19 protein-coding genes are annotated in these 19,589 nt (G+C 62.6%); 8 read left to right on the forward strand and 11 right to left on the reverse strand.

The window, feature by feature from the left end:
• Genes purL through truA form a run of 10 tightly spaced genes read right to left on the reverse strand, consistent with a single transcriptional unit; the run spans position 1 to position 10,060 of the window.
• Entirely contained in the window at positions 1-2,307 is a 2,307-nt protein-coding gene (gene purL / locus VES88_06030; protein HYN81041.1) for a phosphoribosylformylglycinamidine synthase subunit PurL, read from the reverse strand.
• The gene (purQ, locus tag VES88_06035; GenBank protein ID HYN81042.1) at positions 2,304-2,999 is read right to left on the reverse strand and encodes a phosphoribosylformylglycinamidine synthase subunit PurQ; all 696 of its coding nucleotides are present in this window, start codon (positions 2,997-2,999) and stop codon (positions 2,304-2,306) included. Before purQ ends, purL begins: the two co-directional genes overlap by 4 nt.
• Positions 2,996-3,253, reverse strand: a complete 258-nt coding sequence (purS, locus tag VES88_06040) for a phosphoribosylformylglycinamidine synthase subunit PurS (GenBank protein HYN81043.1) — start codon at positions 3,251-3,253, stop codon at positions 2,996-2,998. The genes purQ and purS overlap by 4 nt, the downstream gene beginning before the upstream one ends.
• Entirely contained in the window at positions 3,250-4,230 is a 981-nt protein-coding gene (gene pssA / locus VES88_06045; GenBank protein ID HYN81044.1) for a CDP-diacylglycerol--serine O-phosphatidyltransferase, read from the reverse strand. Before pssA ends, purS begins: the two co-directional genes overlap by 4 nt.
• The gene (locus VES88_06050) at positions 4,227-4,874 is read right to left on the reverse strand and encodes a phosphatidylserine decarboxylase family protein (protein ID HYN81045.1); all 648 of its coding nucleotides are present in this window, start codon (positions 4,872-4,874) and stop codon (positions 4,227-4,229) included. Before VES88_06050 ends, pssA begins: the two co-directional genes overlap by 4 nt.
• Positions 4,871-5,812: a phosphoribosylaminoimidazolesuccinocarboxamide synthase gene (locus VES88_06055; protein ID HYN81046.1), complete on the reverse strand. Its 942-nt coding sequence runs from the start codon at positions 5,810-5,812 to the stop codon at positions 4,871-4,873. Before VES88_06055 ends, VES88_06050 begins: the two co-directional genes overlap by 4 nt.
• Complete coding sequence (purB, locus tag VES88_06060) at positions 5,813-7,243, reverse strand: adenylosuccinate lyase (protein ID HYN81047.1); 1,431 nt, start codon at positions 7,241-7,243, stop codon at positions 5,813-5,815.
• A complete protein-coding gene (locus VES88_06065) occupies positions 7,243-8,637 on the reverse strand; it encodes a trypsin-like peptidase domain-containing protein (GenBank protein HYN81048.1) in 1,395 nt (464 codons plus the stop codon). The genes purB and VES88_06065 overlap by 1 nt, the downstream gene beginning before the upstream one ends.
• Entirely contained in the window at positions 8,634-9,302 is a 669-nt protein-coding gene (locus tag VES88_06070; protein ID HYN81049.1) for a transaldolase family protein, read from the reverse strand. The genes VES88_06065 and VES88_06070 overlap by 4 nt, the downstream gene beginning before the upstream one ends.
• Positions 9,299-10,060 (reverse strand): tRNA pseudouridine(38-40) synthase TruA, encoded by a 762-nt coding sequence (gene truA / locus VES88_06075; GenBank protein ID HYN81050.1) that lies wholly within the window; start codon positions 10,058-10,060, stop codon positions 9,299-9,301. The genes VES88_06070 and truA overlap by 4 nt, the downstream gene beginning before the upstream one ends.
• A 214-nt stretch (positions 10,061-10,274) precedes the next feature.
• Here truA and VES88_06080 point away from each other — a divergent pair, with 214 nt between their 5' ends.
• Entirely contained in the window at positions 10,275-11,165 is an 891-nt protein-coding gene (locus tag VES88_06080) for a hypothetical protein (protein HYN81051.1), read from the forward strand.
• A 12-nt stretch (positions 11,166-11,177) separates the two neighbouring features.
• Positions 11,178-12,233, forward strand: coding sequence for an anthranilate phosphoribosyltransferase (gene trpD, locus VES88_06085; protein HYN81052.1), 1,056 nt, complete (start codon positions 11,178-11,180; stop codon positions 12,231-12,233).
• Here trpD and lexA read toward each other — a convergent pair whose 3' ends face one another.
• Positions 12,234-12,842, reverse strand: coding sequence for a transcriptional repressor LexA (lexA, locus tag VES88_06090; protein HYN81053.1), 609 nt, complete (start codon positions 12,840-12,842; stop codon positions 12,234-12,236).
• Positions 12,843-12,890: 48 nt separating this feature from the next.
• Between lexA and VES88_06095 the strand changes: the two genes are divergently transcribed.
• Genes VES88_06095 through trpA form a run of 6 tightly spaced genes read left to right on the forward strand, consistent with a single transcriptional unit; the run spans position 12,891 to position 19,587 of the window.
• Positions 12,891-13,748, forward strand: a complete 858-nt coding sequence (locus VES88_06095) for an indole-3-glycerol phosphate synthase TrpC (protein HYN81054.1) — start codon at positions 12,891-12,893, stop codon at positions 13,746-13,748.
• Positions 13,738-14,457, forward strand: a complete 720-nt coding sequence (locus VES88_06100) for a phosphoribosylanthranilate isomerase (protein HYN81055.1) — start codon at positions 13,738-13,740, stop codon at positions 14,455-14,457. Before VES88_06095 ends, VES88_06100 begins: the two co-directional genes overlap by 11 nt.
• A gap of 11 nt (positions 14,458-14,468) precedes the next feature.
• Positions 14,469-15,650 (forward strand): tryptophan synthase subunit beta, encoded by a 1,182-nt coding sequence (trpB, locus tag VES88_06105; GenBank protein ID HYN81056.1) that lies wholly within the window; start codon positions 14,469-14,471, stop codon positions 15,648-15,650.
• Positions 15,647-17,344 (forward strand): HEAT repeat domain-containing protein, encoded by a 1,698-nt coding sequence (locus VES88_06110; GenBank protein ID HYN81057.1) that lies wholly within the window; start codon positions 15,647-15,649, stop codon positions 17,342-17,344. The genes trpB and VES88_06110 overlap by 4 nt, the downstream gene beginning before the upstream one ends.
• Complete coding sequence (locus VES88_06115) at positions 17,337-18,821, forward strand: HD domain-containing phosphohydrolase (GenBank protein ID HYN81058.1); 1,485 nt, start codon at positions 17,337-17,339, stop codon at positions 18,819-18,821. Before VES88_06110 ends, VES88_06115 begins: the two co-directional genes overlap by 8 nt.
• Positions 18,790-19,587: a tryptophan synthase subunit alpha gene (trpA, locus tag VES88_06120; protein HYN81059.1), complete on the forward strand. Its 798-nt coding sequence runs from the start codon at positions 18,790-18,792 to the stop codon at positions 19,585-19,587. The genes VES88_06115 and trpA overlap by 32 nt, the downstream gene beginning before the upstream one ends.
• Positions 19,588-19,589 lie beyond the last annotated feature (2 nt).

The raw sequence follows: 19,589 nt of genomic DNA on the forward strand, positions 1-19,589 counted from the left end.
TCAGACGCCGGCCATGACAGGCTCGGGCTCCGGGTCGGACGCAAGCGCCGGCCGCGACATGATCTCTCGAATCGCGTTGTGATAGGCGTCGGAGAGTGCATTCACCTCGGCCCTCAGCACGTCGCCGCCCAGTCCGATACGAAAACCTTCCTCCGGACCCGTAACGCTGCCAATCTCGCGAGCAGGAACCCCGTGCGAGGAGGCAATTTGCAACACGGCCTCGACGGCGCTTGTCGAGAGAACGAACCGCGCCTGCGCCTCGCCGAACAATGCCGCACGCGTAGAAATGCCGTGATCCGATCCGAGCTCGATGTCGATGCCATGCGGCGGGTCGCGATTTGCGACGCAGCACTCTGCGAGCGCCACGGCAAGGCCACCGTCGCTGCAATCGTGCGCGGATGCGACGAGTCCGTCAGCGATGCATTCGAGAAGCGCTTCGATGGCGGCGCGCTCCGCGTCGAGATCGCACGCCGGTGGGCGGCCGGCAACAACACCGTGTATGCACGCGAGATACTCGCTGCCGCCGAGCTCGCCTGTGCACTCGCCGAAGAGGACGATGTGGTCTCCTTCGTTGCGGAACGTCGCCCGCGTCGCGTGGGCGATGTCGCTCAGCACGCCGACCATTCCAATTACCGGTGTCGGGTAGACGGCGCCGGCGGGACTCTCATTATAGAGTGATACATTCCCACCGGTGACGGGTGTCGAGAGGGTCGTGCAGGCCTCGCCTATTCCCGCTATGGCCTCGCTCAGCTGAAAGAAGACTTCGGGCCGCTTCGGATTGCCGAAGTTGAGACAGTTCGTGATTGCCATCGGACGTCCGCCGCTGGCCGCGACGTTGCGCGCGGCTTCGGCCACGGCGAGACGTCCTCCCATTCGTGGGTCGAGATAGACATAGCGCCCGTTGCCGTCGGTCTTGAGCGCGAGGCCCTTTCGCGTTCCGCGCACGCGGATGACGGCTGCGTCGCCGCCAGGGCCAACGACCGTGTTCGTGCGAACGGTCGAGTCATACTGTCGGTAAGCCCAGGCCTTGCTCGCAATTGTCGGCGAAGCGAGAAGCTGCAGCAGTGTCCACGAGCGATCACTCTCCTCCGGAAGCTCTGCGATTGCGTCCACGTCAACGGCGCGCAAGGCCGCAATCTCAGGGTCTTCGCGTGCCGGCGGCGAGTAGCGCGGGCAATCCGTGACGAGCCGCGAACCCGGGAACTCAGCGACGATCCGCTCGCCCTCTGTTACGCGATAAACGGGCTCGGCAATGACTTCACCGATCACCTCCGCTTCCAGATCCCATTTTGCGAGTATCGCTCTGACTTCGTCCTCCCGCCCGCGAAGTGCGACGACGAGCATCCGCTCCTGGGATTCGCTGAGCAGAATCTCGTACGGAGTCATGCCTGTCTCCCGCACCGGGACTTTGGTGACGTCGATCACCACGCCAACTTCGCCGCGCTCGGCCATCTCCGCCGAGGAGGAGGTGAGCCCGGCTGCTCCCATGTCCTGGATGGCTACGATATGTCCGCTTGCGATGAGCTCGAGGCTCGCCTCGAGAAGAAGCTTCTCGGTGAACGGGTCGCCCACCTGCACACGCGGCCGCTTTGCGTCGCTCGCCTCCGAGAGATCTTCCGAAGCGAACGATGCTCCATGAATTCCGTCGCGACCCGTGCGGGCCCCGACCGCCATTATCGGGTTGCCGACTCCCTCGGCCTTTGCGCGAATCAGATCTTTCTCGTGCACCAGGCCGACGCACATCGCGTTGACGAGAGGGTTTGTCTCATAGGCTGGATCGAAGACGATCTCGCCGGCAACGGTGGGAATACCGACGCAGTTTCCGTAGTCGCCAATTCCTTTTACGACTCCCGAAAAGAGGTATCGCACTCGCGCGCTCTCGAGAGATCCGAAGCGTAGCGAGTTGAGCATGGCCACCGGACGTGCTCCCATCGTGAAGACGTCGCGGAGAATTCCACCGACGCCGGTTGCCGCTCCCTGGTACGGTTCGACGGCCGAGGGATGATTGTGCGACTCGATCTTGAAAGCGACGGCCATGCCGTCACCAATCGAGATCACGCCGGCGTTCTCGCCCGGACCCTGGAGCACATACGGCGCTGAAGTCGGGAGCGTCTTCAGCAGATTTCGGGAATGCTTGTAAGAGCAGTGCTCACTCCACAACGCGCTGATGATTCCGAGCTCGGTGAATGTAGGCGTGCGTCCGAGCATTCTTGCGAGCCAGTCGAATTCAGCGTCAGTCAGTCCGTGCTCCGCGACGATGTCGGGAGTGATTGGCGGATCGCCGGGGCGGGGAAGGACCTTCGTCACGCTGACGCAGCCGATTCGAGTAGAGACTCGAAGATTCCAATGCCGTCACACGAACCGACGATCTGATCCATTGCCCGCTCAGGGTGTGGCATGAGCCCCACGACGTTGCCGCGCTCGTTGACTATCCCCGCGATGTTATTGGCCGCGCCGTTCGGATTTGCCCGCGCCGACGCTTCTCCCCTGGAATCCACGTAGCGGAAAACCACTCGTCCCTCACTCTCGAGCTTGTCCAGCGTCTCTGCATCGGCCGTATAGCGCCCATCGCCGTGGGCAACTGGCATCGTGACGAGCTGACCCGGCTCGTACGACGACGTGAAAATGGTCCGAGTATTCTCGACCCGCATTGTGATCGGCGACGAAACGAACTGCAGTGTCTGATTTCGAAGCAATGCTCCGGGGAGCAGGCCGGCCTCGCACGCGATCTGGAATCCGTTGCAAATGCAGAGAACGGGTGCGCCGCGGCGCGCGTGCAACACGACCTCGTTCATGATCGGACTGAACCGCGCGATCGCGCCGGGACGCAGGTAATCGCCGTAGCTGAATCCCCCCGGGAGCACGACTACATCCACGCCCTGCAGATCGCGGTCCTTGTGCCAGATGTAAACTCCCTGTTCCCCAAGCGTGTCGACGACCCCGCGCATAGTGTCGTAGTCGCAGTTCGAGCCCGGGAAGGTGACGATTCCAAACTTCATGCAGGTGTCGCGGATTCGATCTCGAAGTCTTCCGTCACAGGGTTGGCGAGCAGGCGCTCACACATTGCCGTTACCGACGTTACTGCGGCGTCGGCATTCTCGCTTTCGGTGTCGATAGTCAGGTGGCGGCCGACGTGCACTGACATCACTCCCTCGAACCCCAGCGAATGAAGGGCGCTTTCCACGGCCTTACCCTGCGGATCGAGGATGCCGCGGCGAGGAGTGATATGAACGGATACACGGAATATGCTCACAGGTCCTCGTCGGGCGCCGCGGGGCGAGGTGGAAAATCGCGCGGGCGATTTTCGTCCTCGCGAGGATAAGGACGCCGGCGTTTGCGCCGGCGCGTCCCTCGCTGCGGAACCGGGCCGATGTCCGGCACCAGTATCTCCGGCGGATCGGTCCGCCCGACGTCGAACTCCTCGTCGTCGTCGGTAATTACCGGGATGTCCCCGCGTGGAAGCTTGCCGATCAGTCCAAAGAATACTGTTTTGCCCACACCGTAGAGGACATAAGCGACAAGGGCTGGGAAGTAGAATTGTTTCTGCAGGAAGATGATGCCCAGGATCGTACCGGCCACGACGAGTGAGCCGAGGATCTCCGAGATCTTGCGATAGCCGATAGTCGGGACTGCGGGATACGAGACGTTGCTGATCATCAGAAAAGCGAGGGCCAGCATCAGGAACCGGAGCCAGAAATGCCACGGCAGATCTCCAAGGATGGTCTCCGTGTACAGCGGGGTCTGACTGAACCAGTAATAGGTGGCGAGCGTCATTCCCGCGGCGGGGCTGGGCAGCCCGTGGAAGTACCGCTTGGCCCGGCCCGCCTGCTCGACGTTGAAGCGCGCGAGTCTGATTGCCGCGCAGGCAACGTAGAAAAAGACGACGAGCCAGTCCCACCCCTCACGATTCAGGATCGCGAAGTACATGATCATCGCTGGAGCCAGTCCGAACGAGATCACGTCAACGAGCGAGTCAAGCTCCGAGCCGAATCGGGATCCGCTGCCCGTTGCCCGCGCCACGCGTCCGTCAAGCGCGTCGGCAACTCCGCCCAGCACGATCAACAGTCCGGCCAGATCGAGCTGATTGCGCGACGCGCTGATTATCGCGAAGACGCCGCAGAAGAGGTTGGCCAGCGTCAGGCCGCTCGGCAGAACCACGACGCTTCGCCGAAGCTTCTGCCGGCCACGCCTCACCCGATGCTCGCGGGGCTCGTCCGGGGTGCCGATCATTGCAGCTCTGCCAGCACGGTCGTCCCGGCGGTCGTCAGATCACCAACCTTGGCGAGGACTCGGGCGTCAGCGGGAACGAAGACATCCACCCGCGATCCGAATCTGATCAGTCCCATTCGGTCGCCCTGACGCACAACCGTCCCAACCTTGCTATACGTCACGATTCGTCGCGCGATCAGCCCCGCTATCTGGCGAACCAGCACGCGGTGCTGACCGGATTCAATTCCAACCGACATCTGCTCGTTCTCGAGACTGGATTTCTCGGCGGCCGCGTTGATGAACTTTCCCTTGTTGTAATGCACGTAACTCACCGTCCCGTCCACCGGGTACCTGTTTACATGGACGTTGAAGACGTTCATGAAGATGGACATGCGGACGGCCCGGCCCTTGATGAAGGCCGACTCATCCACCTCCGTCAGCATTATGAGCCGTCCATCGGCGGGAGCGAGGACCAGCTGGGCGCCTCGGTCGCCCGTACGCTCGGGATCGCGGAAGAAGTACGCGACCCACAGGGCAATGAGCGTTACGATCACTGCGAGCAACCACAGCGCCCAGGACCTGCGTGCCAGAGCGAGAGCGAACGCTGCTACGGCAGCGAGTGTCGCAATGCCAATGAAAAGGTATCCTTCGCGCGCAAAGTTCAATGGATCGGTCCATTCCGAAGAGGCGCGCCTGTCAACCGGCGGAAGATTTCGAGATACCGGTCGCTCGTGGCGTGCACGACGTCCGGCGGCAGGGGCGGCGCAGGATGCTCGCCGTTCCAGTTGCCGAGGCGCCGCTCACCGTCGAGATGATCGCGTAGCGGCTGCTTGTCGAAGCTCGGTTGAGTCCGGCCGGGCTTGAAACCTTCGTGCGGCCAGAATCGGGAGCTGTCGGGAGTCAGCACTTCGTCCACTAATATAACCTCCGCAGGGTCGAATCCCCGCGAGCTTCCCGAGTAGCCAAACTCCAGCTTCGTATCCGCGATGATGATGCCGCGCTCGCCCGCGACCGCGCGGCCGTATTCGTAGACAAGGCGTGTCAGACGCTCCAGCTCGGCTGTGGCTTCGCTCCCCACAAGCTCGCGCATCTTCGAGATGGTGATGTTCTCGTCGTGCCCGTGTTCGGCTTTCGTTGCCGGACTGAAAAGCGGCACCGGCAGGCGCTCCGCCTCACGGACGTTCGGAGGAAGTTTCTCGCCGGCCAGAGTCCCGTGCGCCAGATACTCCTTCAACGCCGACCCCGCGATGTATCCGCGAATCACGCATTCAACCGGAAACACTTCCGCACGAACGCAGAGCATCATCCGATCGCGAAGCTCATCGGCGTGCGCCGCAAGCTGCGGCAGCCGCCGAATGATCTCTTCACTGTCGGCGGAAAGCATGTGATGGCGAACGAGGCCGGCAAGCTGCTCGAGCCACCATGCGGTGAGCTGCGTGAGAACGGCGCCCTTGAACGGAATCGTCTCCGACATCACGACGTCGAAGGCGCTCACCCGATCGGTTGCAACGAGCAGCAGGCGCTCAGCGTCGACTTCGTAGACGTCTCGCACCTTGCCCCGCCGGAGAAGCGGGAGGGGAAGCCCCGTCTCCGCGACCAGCACTTAGACGCGCACCTCCGTGTGGCCGGCGCCGTCTTCAGCACCCGCCAGCAGCGGCGCGACAACCTCATCGAGGAACTCGTCCACCTGCTGTGGCGCTCGACCGACGAACGCCCGCGGGTCCGCCGCATCTTCGATATCGTGACGGCTCAGGCCGAGCTGAGGGTCGCCAGCCAGTCTATCGAGCAGCCCACCTGATTCGCGTCCATCAGAGGCGTCTCTTGAAAACGCAACGGTATGGCGACGGATGGCTTCGTGAGCGTCCTGGCGATCGCGTCCGCCGCGGACCGCCAGCACAATGAGGCGCTCTGTGGCCATCAGGGGCAGCTCGGCGCGGACACGCTCGGCGATTCGGTTGCGCCGCACTTCGAGTCCCGACGCGACATTGCTCATGAGAATGAGAATCGCTTCGGCGGCGAGAAATGATTCAGGAATAACGAGCCGTCTGTTCGAGCTGTCGTCGAGCGTGCGCTCGAGGAACTGAACAGAATGTGTCTGGTTCGCGTTGGGCTCGAGCGAGAGAACGAAACGGGCGAGACCGGCAATGCGCTCTGATCGCATCGGGTTTCGCTTGTAAGCCATGGCCGAGGAGCCAACCTGCTCCTGCTCGAAAGGCTCCTCGATCTCGCCGAACGACTGGAGCATGCGGATGTCGCCGCTGAACTTGGCTGCCGAAGCGGCGATGCCTGCGACGACAGCGAGAATCGAAGCGTCGAGCTTGCGTGTGTATGTCTGGCCGGTGACACTCAGCGACGATGGAAAATCCATCATCGCGGTGACGCGCCTGTCCAGCTCGCGGACCTTAGCATGGTCGCCCTCGAATATCTCGAGAAAGCTCGCCTGCGTTCCAGTCGTTCCTTTCACTCCGCGGAAAGGAAGAGTCGAAACGCGGTGGTCGAGATCCAGCACGTCGAGAACGAGGTCCTGCATCCACAGTGTGGCGCGCTTTCCGACAGTCGTGAGCTGAGCCGGCTGCAGGTGAGTGTATCCCAGTGTGGGCTCGTCCTTCCATTCCGCGGCGAATGCCGCGAGCGAGCGCAGAACTCCAACGAGTCTTCCCCTCAGGAGGTGGAGACCGCGCCTCATCAGAATGAGGTCTGCGTTGTCGGTGACGTAGGCACTCGTTGCGCCGAGATGTATGAACGGCTTTGCGGCAGGTGCGGCGTCGCCGAAAGCGTGAAGGTGTGCCATCACGTCGTGACGGAAGCGTCGTTCGTACGCAGCGACCGCGTCGAAATCGATGCCGTCCAGATTCGCGCGCATCTGCTCCATCGCTGCGTCCGGAATCGGGACGCCCAGCGCCTTCTCGGCTTCCGCAAGCACGAGCCATAGCCGGCGCCACAGGCCGTACCGCGTCCGCGCAGACCACAGCTCGAGCATCGCCTCCGATGCGTATCGCTCCGAAAGGGGTGACGAGTATGTGTCGTGCATCATTACTGGATCACGAACTCGGTTGTGTATACCTGGCCTCCGCGCTCCAGGTACATCACGATCACTCCGCGTCCGGCGTAATAGTCGATCGCTCGCGCGGCTGATTGGGCGTCTGCGATTGGCACTCGATTGACTTGAAGGATTACGTCGCCCGCCTGAATTCCCAGCTGCTCGGCCACCCGCGGCGTCACCATCTGCACGAGTGCTCCATTCGCGCGGCGCACGCCACGCTCTGCCCTGATTGCGGGCGTCAGCGTGACGAGCTGAATCTCACGGAGAACCGTCACCTTCGGTGCATTCACCTCCGGCAGGTCGGCGACCTTCACGCTCACGCGTACCGTTTGTCCACCACGCCGGAGCACTAGCGGCACATCCTCTCCAACCCGCAGCTCCAGCCGCTCCGCTTCCCAGTCGTACGGGTTATGGATCGATCGTTCCCGCGATTGTGCCAGCACGTCCCCCGCACGGATGCCGGCCCGGTCCGCCGGCGAGCCCGCGACGACCGAGACAATCGGAATTCCGTTCGACGAGGAAGCGCGGGTTCTCGTCGCGCTGCCGAGCTGAAGCTTGATGCCAATCCACGGCCGCCGCACGACGCCGTGCGCGAGCAGATCGTCCGCTACGCGCCGAGCCCGGTTGATCGGAATCGCGAAGCCAAGGCCGATCGACCCGCCGCTCGGCGAATAGATGGAGCTGTTCACGCCGATCACCTGACCCAGCGCGTTTACGAGAGGCCCGCCCGAGTTGCCGGGATTGATGGACGCGTCCGTCTGTATCATGTCGACATAAACGCCTGAGCCCTGACTCTGTGCAGCGAGATTGCGGCCGGTTCCGCTGACGACGCCGGCCGTCACGCTCGGCTCGGTATTCGCCAGCATGAATCCGTAAGGATTTCCAATTGCTATTGCCCATTCTCCAACGAGGAGATTGGACGAATTGCCCAGAGGAGCGACCGGGAAGCCCTTGGCGTCGATCTTGATCACCGCGAGATCGTTGGATTCGTCCGCCCCGAGGAGCCTGGCCGGATACGTTGTGCCGTCGCGCATTGCAACGGAGATGCGTGATGCGCCGGTGACGACGTGTGCGTTCGTCAGAATCACGCCGTCCTCGCGGACGATGAAGCCCGACCCGAGGCCGGCGGCAGAGCGTGTGCCGGAACGACCGCCGAAGAATTGCTCCAGCAGGTCCGCGGGGACCCGCTCGACGACCTCCGTTTGCACGGTCACCACGCTCGGTGCAACTCGCGCGACGGCCGCGGTAATCGCGGTGCGCCGGCCAGCGGCAATCTCCTCTGTGCGCTGTGCCGGAAGCTGTGTCGCCTCGGCGGCCGGCAGCGCCTTTTCCTCGCAAGCGCCAACGAGCACAGGGAGAAGGGCGATCCACAGAGGTGATTTCATTGCTGATCCACAGGGGCTCGCGGACGCTTGCTGAGGCTGCTGAGGAATCGATCCAACCCCCGATCGGTGAGCGGATGAAGAAGCAGCGAGCGCAGCACAGCAGGCTCGACGCAAACGATCTGAGCGCCGGCAGTGATGCATTCCGTGAACTGCGTCGTAGTGCGGGGAGAGGCGACCATCACATCGCACTCGCACTCGCTTGCGGCGAGGAGCGAACGGATCTCGGTAACCGCGTTGGTGCTCGTCTGACCCTGAGCGTCGAGGTCGTGCAGGGACACGCGAACCATCGATGCACCTGCCTTTGCGGCGAGGACGGCCTGCGCGCCGTTGAACACGTAAGTCGCACAGATGCCGATTCCTTCTGCATTCAGACGATGCATGGGAACGAGGGCATCCTCCACCAGGGGAAGCTGAACGACGACGTTGTCGGAGATTCTGGCGAGCTCACGTGCGGCCTGATACATGTCGTCGCCGCTGATCGCGCCGACCTCGACGCAGATCGGAACTGCAAACTCCTGTGCAATAGCCGCGATCAGGTCGTGTGCCCCGACCGCGGCCTGGCCCGCCGAATGATCATACTCGGAAAAGATCACTCCGTCGGCGAATCCGGCCGCCGAAGCCTGCCGGATCTCGTCGATCGAGACGCTCTCGATGAAAATGTTCATGTGGCTCGCAGATAGAGTTCGGGAGGATATTCAACCTGGTCGAGGTAGAGCGCATGCGGTGGCACCGGCGGTGACGCCTCGTGGTTGTCGCCGGATTCGAGCAGTCGTTTCACGAGGCCTGCATCGCGGCGGCCGCCGGCAACGTCCAGCATCGTGCCCACGAGAAATCGGACCATGTGGTGCAAGAAACGGTTCCCCCGGATTCGGAAATCGATGCCGTCGCTCCGCTCGGTCCACGCTGCCTCATAGATGGTGCAGCGATGCTCATCGTGCACGGGGGCGGTGCCTTTTACCGCGAAAGCGCGGAATGAGTGATCGCCGATTATTTCGGCCGCGGCCTGATCGAGTGACGTCATGTCAATTGGGCGCCGCCAGGAAAGCTCGCGATTTCTTCTGAACGGTGACTCCGCCTCCTCATCGGTTCCAACCAGATAGCTGTAGCTCCGCGACAACGCACTATATCGCGCATGAAATTCCTGGCGCATCTCGAATGATGATTTCACCCAGACATCCGAAGGTAGGACCGCGTTGAGCGAGCGTCGCAGCGCCGGCGCGGTCCATTTTTCCGGCACTCTCACTCCCGCGGCCTGACCGCGAGCGTGAACTCCGGCGTCGGTCCTTCCTGCGCCGAGCACGGATACGTGCGACTGGCACAATCTGAGCAGCGCGTCCTCGACAACGCCTTGCACGGTTCTTTCATCAGGCTGCCGTTGCCACCCCGCGAAGCCCGCTCCGTCGTACTGCAGTACAAGTTGCATGCAGCGTGACGTCATGGCTGAAGTTACCGTGCGGCGGAAACTGCCGCGAGTGTGCGAGTTGGAGTCAGTGACGTTTGTTGATCGGCTCAGCCTCCCATTCTCAGATGTGCCCACCGACGAAATAGAGTGGACGACCCGCGCGACGATCCTGGTGATTGACATTCAATGATGCAACGCTCAAACTCGGGACGCGCACTCTGCGTTTCCGGACCAAATGCCGCCTCGCACACTCGCCAGTCTAGCCACGGTTCTTTCCGCAGCCCGCGATGCGGATGCCGCGCTGACGCTGCTGCAGCACGAAGCGTGGGACATCGAACGCTCGGCGCAGGTCGCGCTTTTTTTGTGTGATTCGCGCCGCCAGCTCATAACCGAGCGCCTGACTCCAGTTGCCGGCGGCATCGGCCGAACCCCCATGAACGTCGCAGTGGACCATCTCCCGGCGCCAATTCGCCGGACTCTCGCGTCTGGCTCGGCGGTCGCGGACTTCGGTACTGAGTCGGACGACTACCTGAAGCTCCTGGGTCTGGCGCCACAGCAGGGCGGTGGAATTCTTTCTGTTCGTGGTCTTACACTCGACGGCGAGATCTGTGGGTTTGTCGCCGTGTACGAGCCGAGGCGACGGTTCGGCAATCGAGTCATCGAGCGGCTTGCCCCGGCAATCGACTTGTTTGCGCTCGCATTCGAGCGCATCGCGGAGCACGACGCGCGCTTCGAGGCGGTGCAGGCTCTGGAGGAGCTGACGCGGAACATCCACTCCGAGTACAACAGCGCCGTCCGCGGGCTCAAAGCCGAGCTCGATCAGGCACGGTCACTCAATGGCTCACCCGACGAGGCCGCGGCTCAGCGGATTGCCGAGCTCGAGCGGGCAATCGCCGCTGCTGCCGACGACGCACACGCGAGAGGAGCCCGTCTCACGGCAGTCGAAGACCAGATTGCGCGAGCCGTCAGCCGCCTGGAGGAGGCTCACGTGGAGCTTCACTCGCAAGGTGAGCTCGCACGGAATCAGGGGCGCACTCTATATGAGATCGAGCGCGCACTCGATGAAGGCGGCGATCCGGAAGAAATCGTGCGAAGAGTCAGGGCCGCGTTCAGCCCGCGCAGCTGACCCGAGGCTCAGATGACTGCGGTCCCGCCTCAGTCGCCGCTTTACGCGGCAATCGTCAAGCTCGCGCATCATTCCGCTCTCACGGCAACCGATGCTGCAGATGCATTCGGTGTGATCATGAGAGGCGAGGCCACCGCGGTTCAGATAGCCGCCATGCTCACCGGCCTTCGCGTACGGGGAGAGACGGCCGATATAGTCGCCGGTGTCGTCCGAGCACTGAGGGCGGTGATGGTGCGCCTCGATTCGTCCGATCCGGATTCGCTCGTCGACACGTGCGGGACCGGAGGCGGCGCCGTCACGACGTTCAATATCTCCACAGCAGCCGCACTTTTGGCGGCCGGGGCCGGAGTGCGAATCGCAAAACATGGGAACCGGTCGTTCACGTCGCGGTGCGGCAGCGCCGACGTCCTCGAAGCGCTGGGAGTGAAGCTCGAGGTCCCGGTGACGACGATGGCGGCTGCTCTGGAGAGCGCGGGAATCGTCTTCATGTACGCTCCGCTGATGCATCCGGCGATGCGTCACGTCGGCCCGGTGCGGCGAGAGCTCGCGATACCTACGGTCATGAATGTGGTCGGACCGCTTGCAAACCCTGCCGGTGCCCGGCGGCAGGTTGTCGGAGTTGCCGATCCCAATCGGGTGCCGATTCTCGCGGGCGCGCTCCTCGAGCTGGGCTCACTCCATTCGCTCGTGGTTCATGGAGAGCCGGGCCTGGACGAGATCTCACCGCTCGGCCGCACGAGCGTTGTGGAGGTGCGCGACGGCCGCGCGACCGAATGGACGATCGACCCTGCGGAGTTCGGCTACATGGGCATGAATGCGGATGCTCTCGCCGGGGGCGACTCGGCGAACAATGCGCGAATCATCCTGGAGATTCTTGGCGCTCAGGCAGTTAGCACGGATCCCTCGGCCGCCCGGGCCGCGGTCGTGATGAATGCAGCCGCGGCGATTTACGTCAGTGGGAACGTGGCCTCGTACTCGGAAGGCGTCGCGGCCGCGCGGAACGCACTCGAGAAAGGCGAGGGGATCCGCGCTCTGGACCGCCTCAGGTCGGCTTACGCGGCGAGCTGATCAGCAGCGGCGAATCACGCCCACGACGACGCCCTGAATCGAGATGTCGTTCTCATGGACGTAGATCGGCGTCATCGATTCGTTCGCCGGCTGGAGACGGATCCTTCCGTCCCGCTCGCGATAGAATTTCTTCACGGTAGCGGAATTGCCGTCGACCAGCGCGATGACCATCTCACCATTGTCAGCCGCCTGGCGCTCATTCACGACGACAAAATCTCCGTCGCGAATCTGTTCGTCGATCATTGAATTGCCGCGGACACGAAGGACATAATGGTTGCCGCCCCGCCGAACGAGGTCATCTGGCACCCCGATGGACTCGCGTGTCTCTATGGCCTCGATGGGCAGACCAGCAGCCACCGTACCGACCAGCGGAAGCTGATGTGCGCGAGGGTACATCTCGGACGGTAGAACCTCGATTGCACGGCTCTCGTTGTACTCTCTCTTGATGTAGCCCTTCTTCTCGAGGTTGCTCAGGTGCTCATGCACTGTTGCCAGCGAGCTGTATCCGAATTTGCCTGCGATTTCCTCGAAGCTGGGCGCGTAACCGCGCTCCTCGGAGTACTCTGAGAGGTAAGTGAGAATCTCCCTTTGGCGCTTTGTCAGCGACATATCTTTCCCTCGAAGATTGGTTTCTTCGCCTGCGACCTGACCGAACATTTGCCGAATTCAAAGGATAGCCGAACAACGCCCGAAACGCAAGGTAAAACGCTTTGGGCCCCGCCAAAGGGCGCCCTGGGAGCCCTGATAAAAGCGGCGACCGACCGGGCGGCGGCCCTCGAACGGCGAACATCCGAACTCGAAGCGGAGGCTCTCGCGATGCCACGCGCTCCATCACTTTTCAGCGCGCTTCGGGCTTCACATGTTGCGGTGATCGCCGAGATCAAGCGAGCTTCGCCATCTCTCGGCGGGATTCGCCCCGGACTCGACGCCGAAGCACAGGCACGAGCTTACCGGCGAGGCGGGGCAGCCGCGATTTCAGTGCTGACGGAGCCTGACCGGTTCGGCGGGTCCGACGACGACATCCGTACGGCAGCTCGCGGTGCCGCGCTCCCGATTCTCCGGAAGGATTTTCACGTTTCCGTCTCACAGCTTCACGAGGCGCGCTGCCTCGGCGCTTCGGCAGCGCTCCTCATCGCCCGAGCGCTCGAGCCCGCGCTTTTCTCGCACTTTCTCGAAGCGGCGAGAGCAATCGAGCTGGAGATTGTGGCCGAGGTTAGAGATATAGCGGAGCTGGATAGAGTTCTCGCGGCAGGAGCGACAATCATCGGGGTAAACAACCGGAATCTCGAGAGCCTCGTGATCGAGCAGGGGACCGCAGAGTCACTCATCCCGCGAATTCCTCACGGCGTCATCGCCGTTGCCGAAAGCGGGTATGCCGACAGAGCGAGCATAGAACGCGTTGCCGCCTGTGGTGCCGATGCCGTGCTGATCGGCTCCTTTCTCTCAGCCTCGGCCGATCCGCGGGCTGAAGTCGAACGACTTACCGGGGTAGGCAGAGTGAATCGTGGCAGATAGCGATCAAATACCGCAAGCTCAGGCGGATGCGACCCCGCTCATCAAGTTCTGCGGAATAACGAGGACGGAGGACGCGACGGCAGCCGCGAGGCTCGGTGCCGCGTACGTCGGGGCGATTTTCGCGACAAGCCCGCGGCAAGTCGATGAAGCCACAGCCCGCTCCGTGTTCAGTGCGGCAGGTTCCGGCATTGGAAAGGTCGCGGTTTTCGCGGGCGGTGCGATCGAGAATATCGCCGCCGCTGCAGAACGCGTGGCGGCAGATGTTGTCCAGCTCCATGGTGACATCGGGCCGGCGACCATTGAAGCGCTTCGCGCGAGATTCGCTGGTAAGATCTGGGCAGTCGGCTCGGTCGATCCCGACGGGGAGCTGCTCAGTCCCCATCTCGACGATCTTGCCCGGGAAGCCGATGCGATTGTCTTCGATACCCGGGTCTCCGGGCGGACCGGTGGCACGGGCGTGCCCTTCGATTGGGGTCGGCTCGCGGATACCGTCGATCGCGCTCGACAGGACACCAGCATCGTTCTGGCGGGTGGTTTGGACGCCGGTAACGTCGCCTTTGCTATTCGTGCCCTTCAGCCCAACGTCGTCGACGTTTCCTCCGGAGTCGAGGCGTCACCCGGAATCAAGGATCACTCGAGAATGCTTGCTTTTGCGGAAGCGGTACGTTCCGCGTCTACAGATGGAGGGAGAACCACCTCTTCCTCATAACGAGTCACCGAATGACAACTACGGCGGAGACCGGCCGGTTCGGCGCCTTCGGGGGCCGATACGTTCCGGAAACATTGATACCAGCTCTGGATGAGCTGGCTGCGGCGTTCGACGCGGCCGTTGCCGACTCGGCATTCATGGTCGAGGTGGATGAAATGCTGTCGAGCTATGTCGGCCGGCCGTCGCCGCTCAGCTCGGCGCCCCGGCTTTCGGAAGCACTCGGCGCGACCGTCTTCCTCAAGCGCGAGGACCTCAATCACACCGGCGCGCACAAGATCAATAACACCGTCGGTCAGGTGCTGCTCGCGCGGCGGATGGGTAAGCGACGCATCATCGCAGAAACCGGTGCAGGCCAGCACGGCGTTGCGACGGCGACAGTGTGCGCGCGATTCGGCCTGGACTGCGTCGTTTACATGGGCGAGGAAGACATCAGGCGCCAGGCGCTCAACGTTTACCGCATGCGGCTGCTTGGGGCCAGGGTAGTTCCGGTCACCTCGGGAACGCGGACGCTCAAGGACGCGACCAGCGAAGCGATTCGCGACTGGGTGACGAACGTGGGCGAGAGCTATTACGTCATCGGCTCTGTTGTTGGTCCGGCGCCATATCCAAGGATGGTGCGCGAATTCCAGGCTGTCATCGGGAAAGAAGCCCGCGAGCAGATTCTCGCCGCCGTTGGTCGCTTGCCGTCGGTCGTGGTTGCCTGTGTCGGAGGCGGATCAAACGCCCTCGGAATCTTTCACGCATTTGAGAGTGACAGGGCTGTTCGGCTCGTTGGAGTCGAGGCGGCCGGGCGCGGTCTCGACTCGGGTGAGCACGCCGCGTCGCTTCTGAAGGGGTCGCCGGGCGTATTACACGGGAGCTTCAGCTATCTCCTTCAGGATGCCGACGGTCAGGTTCATCCCGCGCATTCAATTTCAGCGGGTCTCGACTACCCTGGCGTCGGCCCGGAGCATTCGTTTCTCAAGGAATCCGGCCGCGCGGAATATGTCGCTGTGACGGATGGTGAGGCCGTCGAGGGATTCAAGATGTTGAGCCGCCTCGAGGGAATCATTCCGGCGCTCGAAACTGCACACGCAATCGCCTGGGCTGCGACAAACTCGTGGTCACCCGACGATGTGGTTCTCATCTGTGTCAGCGGTCGCGGTGACAAGGACATGGCTCAGCTCTCCGAGCATGGAGCCCTCGACCAGTGACGGAGCTCCGCTCGAACCTCGCGCTCGTGGAAGATTCCGATGAGCCGCCCTTCGAGATATCGGTTGTCACGGACGTCCTTCGCCAGTTCGGGAAGGCGGCGCGCGCGCAACAACTGTATGCGTCCAACAATCCAATGCATGCGCGGGCGATGACCTCGGTGCGTGAATCGCTCAAGGCGCTCTGGGACCACGCCAGCTCGCTCGAGCTTCAGATTACCGACAGCACCTTCGCCTGGCTCGGGCGCACGGTCATCGAGGAGCCTGGACGTACGTCGGACAGTCTGCCGTGGCTCTTCTACAAGGATGGCGTACGGGAGCTGACGATGCTGCCCGGGTTCGAGGATGAAGAGCTCGCGATGCTTCTTGAAATCGTCCAGCGGACCAGACTTGCATCGGCTGACGACGACGACATGCTGACGCGCCTGTGGGAGCGCGAATTCGGGTTCCTTCAGTACAAGTACGTCGAGCTCGCGGTTGAAGTCGGGGCGCCGCTGCTGGCACACGGCATAGTCGCTGGGTCGAAAATCGTTTCACCGAGGGCGGTCGAGTCGCAGGAGAGTGAAGTTCTCTCCGCGTCGTCCTTCGCGCGGATGGAAGAATACGATTCCACGCTCTACTTCCTCGAGGACTCGGAGATCGACTACCTCCAGCGGGAGATAAAGAGTGACTTCAGCTCGGATCTGCGAAGCAGAGTAGTCGCATCACTGCTCGACACATACGAATCCGAGCTCGACCCCACAGTCCGGGAGGAGATCGCCGCCATCCTGGAGCAGTTCTTTCTCGTGATGCTTTCGCTCGGCCATTTCGGCCCGGCGGCCTACATCATTCGAGAGGCAAAAGTTACAGCGGGCCGCGCGCGGAACGTTCTCGACACCGAAAGAGAGCGGCTCCTCGCACTCGCGGACGGGCTGAGTGAGCAGGAGGCTATCGAGCAGCTGCTGCAGACTCTCGAGGCAACTGCGCTCAGACCGCCGCAGAACGATCTTCACGAGCTGCTGATGCAGCTTCATCCCAAGGCGATGGCGAGCATCCTCGGGTGGCTTGGTGGAAGCACGAATGCCGAGCTCCGCGCTCTGCTCGAGAGCGCTGCTTCGCGGATGGCGGCTTCGCATACGACGGAGCTTGTACGTCTGATTTCGGTCGAGGATGGGGTGGTCGCCTTCGAGGCGATCCGCCGCGCGGGTTCGCTGAAGGCGGCTGCGGCGGTTCCCGCTCTGGCCGGAGCGATTGCGCAGGGAACTCCGGAGATGCGTATTGCGGCCGTCACTGCGCTCTCGCAGATCGGCTCGGCCGGTGCGATGGAAGCTCTCGGCCGCGCGCTCGAGGATGAGGACACCGACATTCGGATCGCTGCAGTCCGCGTGCTCGCGACGCGCGGCCACAGCGCGGCGGTTCCGCGGATCGAAGCCCGCATTCGTACGTCGAGCGTTCGTGACGGATCTCTCGCGGAGAAGATGGCGTTCTTAGAGAGCTACGGTGCGCTGGCCGGTGAGGCAGGCGTTGGGTTTCTCTCCGGTATCCTCAATTCGCGCGGATTCTTTCACAGGCGAGAACCGGCAGAGCTGCGGGCGTGCGCCGCTATCGCGCTCGGAAAGATCGGAACCTCGCTCGCTATGGAAGCACTGCAGCAGGCGGGGGGCGACGGTGAGCTCATCGTTCGAAACGCGGTGAGCAGGGCGATTCGGGGTGGCTGAGCTCCTGTCCCTCACTCAGCAGCGCGAGCCTGACAAGGCAAAGGGCGTCGACTCTGCCGCTGCCTACCTGCGCCGGCGGGGCCGCGACTTCATCATCTCGTTCTACGGAACGCTTCGCGCAATCAAGCTCTACCCTCTCGAGCACACTGCGGTCAAGCGATCGCTCGTGGAGCTTTCCGGAATTGCGCGCGAGATCGTCGGGCGCGAGCGCGATCTCGAGTTTCGCTTTTCCGGTGAATTCATTTTCATCAATACCACTCGGCTTCGACTCGACCTTACCAACTACGCGAGCTTTGGCTATCTGCTGAAGATCTGTCGGGACGCCGGCATCGGGGTGATTCGTGTGCACGACGACGCGGGAGAGCGCACGTGGCGTGTGTTTCTCTCGCTCCTCGACTCATCCACCGAAACAGATCCCGACGAGCGGCGCGAGAAGATCATCGGACAGCTCGCCGACGCTGGACTGACATCGCTCGAGCTCGGGCCGCCGCAGGAAGACCTCAACGACAACGAGCAGGCCGAGCAGACGAAGGAAGCGGCCAATCGCACGTACACGCGCTCAGTCGCACTCACGCGGGACGTGATCAACTCCGTCAGGCTGGGGCGTACGCCGAGCATAAAGAAGATCAAGCGCGTCGTGCAGGGAATTGTCGACCAGATTCTCAACGAGGAAACATCGCTGATCGGGCTCACCGCGATCCGCGACTACGACGAGTACACGTTCACGCACAGCGTCAACGTCTGCATCTTCTCTGTTGCACTTGGCCGCCGACTTGGGATGACGAAGCTCCAGCTGTTCGACCTCGGCATCTCCGCCCTGATGCATGACATCGGAAAGTCCCGGATTCCTGTGGGGCTGCTTCAGAAATCCGAGGACCTGTCGGAGGACGAGTGGCTCCGCATTGCCGCGCATCCGTGGCTCGGTGTCCTCGTCCTCTTCAACCTGAAGGGTCAACAGGAGGAAGTCAGCTATCGCGCAATGACCGTTGCCTACGAGCATCACATGCGAGCGGACTTGAGCGGGTACCCGAAGGTCATCCGACCGCGCAGTCCGAGTATGGCCAGCAGGATCGTTGCGGTTGCAGACGGTTACGACGCGGCGACATCGCGTCGCTCATACCAGACCGTGCCATACCCGCCCTCGGCGGTGCTTCAGGATATGCGCGACAACCCGCGGCGCGGAATGGATCCCGTTGTCGTGAAGGCCTTCATCAACCTCCTCGGTATTTACCCGCCTGGCACACTCGTTGTCCTGGACACGTTCGAGCTCGCGGTGGTTTCCGCGGCAAATTCGGGCTTTGATGCTCTGTCCCGTCCCATCGTCAAGATCGTGAGTGACGCCAACGGCAACATGGTCGCTCCGCCACTGGAAGTTGACCTTGCGCAGGTAGACAGCAACGGCGACTATCCCCGAACGATCATCAAGACGGCGGATCCCGACAGGTATGGCATCAACATTGGCGATTGTATCGTCTAATCGAATAGATCGGCGATTCGCGATTCTGAAGGGTACGCGTCGAACGGCGCTGGTCTGCTACGTCACGGCCGGCTACCCCGACATGAAAAGGTCGCTCGAGCTCCTTCGCGGCCTGGAGGACCAGGGAGCGGACGTGGTCGAGGTAGGTGTTCCGTTTTCCGATCCGATCGCCGACGGGCCCATCATTCAGGAAACCTCGATGCGCGCTCTCGAGGCAGGAATGACCTTCGAGCGAACACTGGAACTCGTGGCGCAGGCGGATTTGGGCATTCCAGTTGTGCTCTTCAGTTATCTGAACCCGATCCTCGCCGCGGGTGAGACCTGTCTGCACCGGGCGGCGACTGCGGGAGTGGACGGCGTTCTCGTAACCGATCTTCCGGTTGGTGCGGACAAGGAGCGAGAGGCGTGGCTGGGCGAAAGCCAGCTTGCGTTCATCAGGCTCGTCGCGCCGACGACGCCACTCGAGAGGATGCGGGAGATCTCGAGCCACGGCAGTGGATTTGTGTACTTGATAAGTCGCCTCGGAGTGACTGGAATGCAGGAGTCGATCTCTGCGGAGCTCGAGCCTGCTGTCGCGCGTTTGCGGAGCGCGACTGACTTGCCGATCTGCGTCGGCTTTGGCATCTCGAGTCCGGACCAGGCCCGCGCGGTTGGGAGACTTGCGGATGGAGTAGTCGTGGGGAGCGCTCTCGTGCAGGCGGCAGGCAGAAGCACAGATGAAGCCCTGAATCTTGCTGCCGCGCTTCGCGCGGCACTCGACTCCTAGAG

The organism is Gemmatimonadaceae bacterium (genome assembly GCA_035633115.1).
Classification (GTDB): domain Bacteria; phylum Gemmatimonadota; class Gemmatimonadetes; order Gemmatimonadales; family Gemmatimonadaceae; genus UBA4720.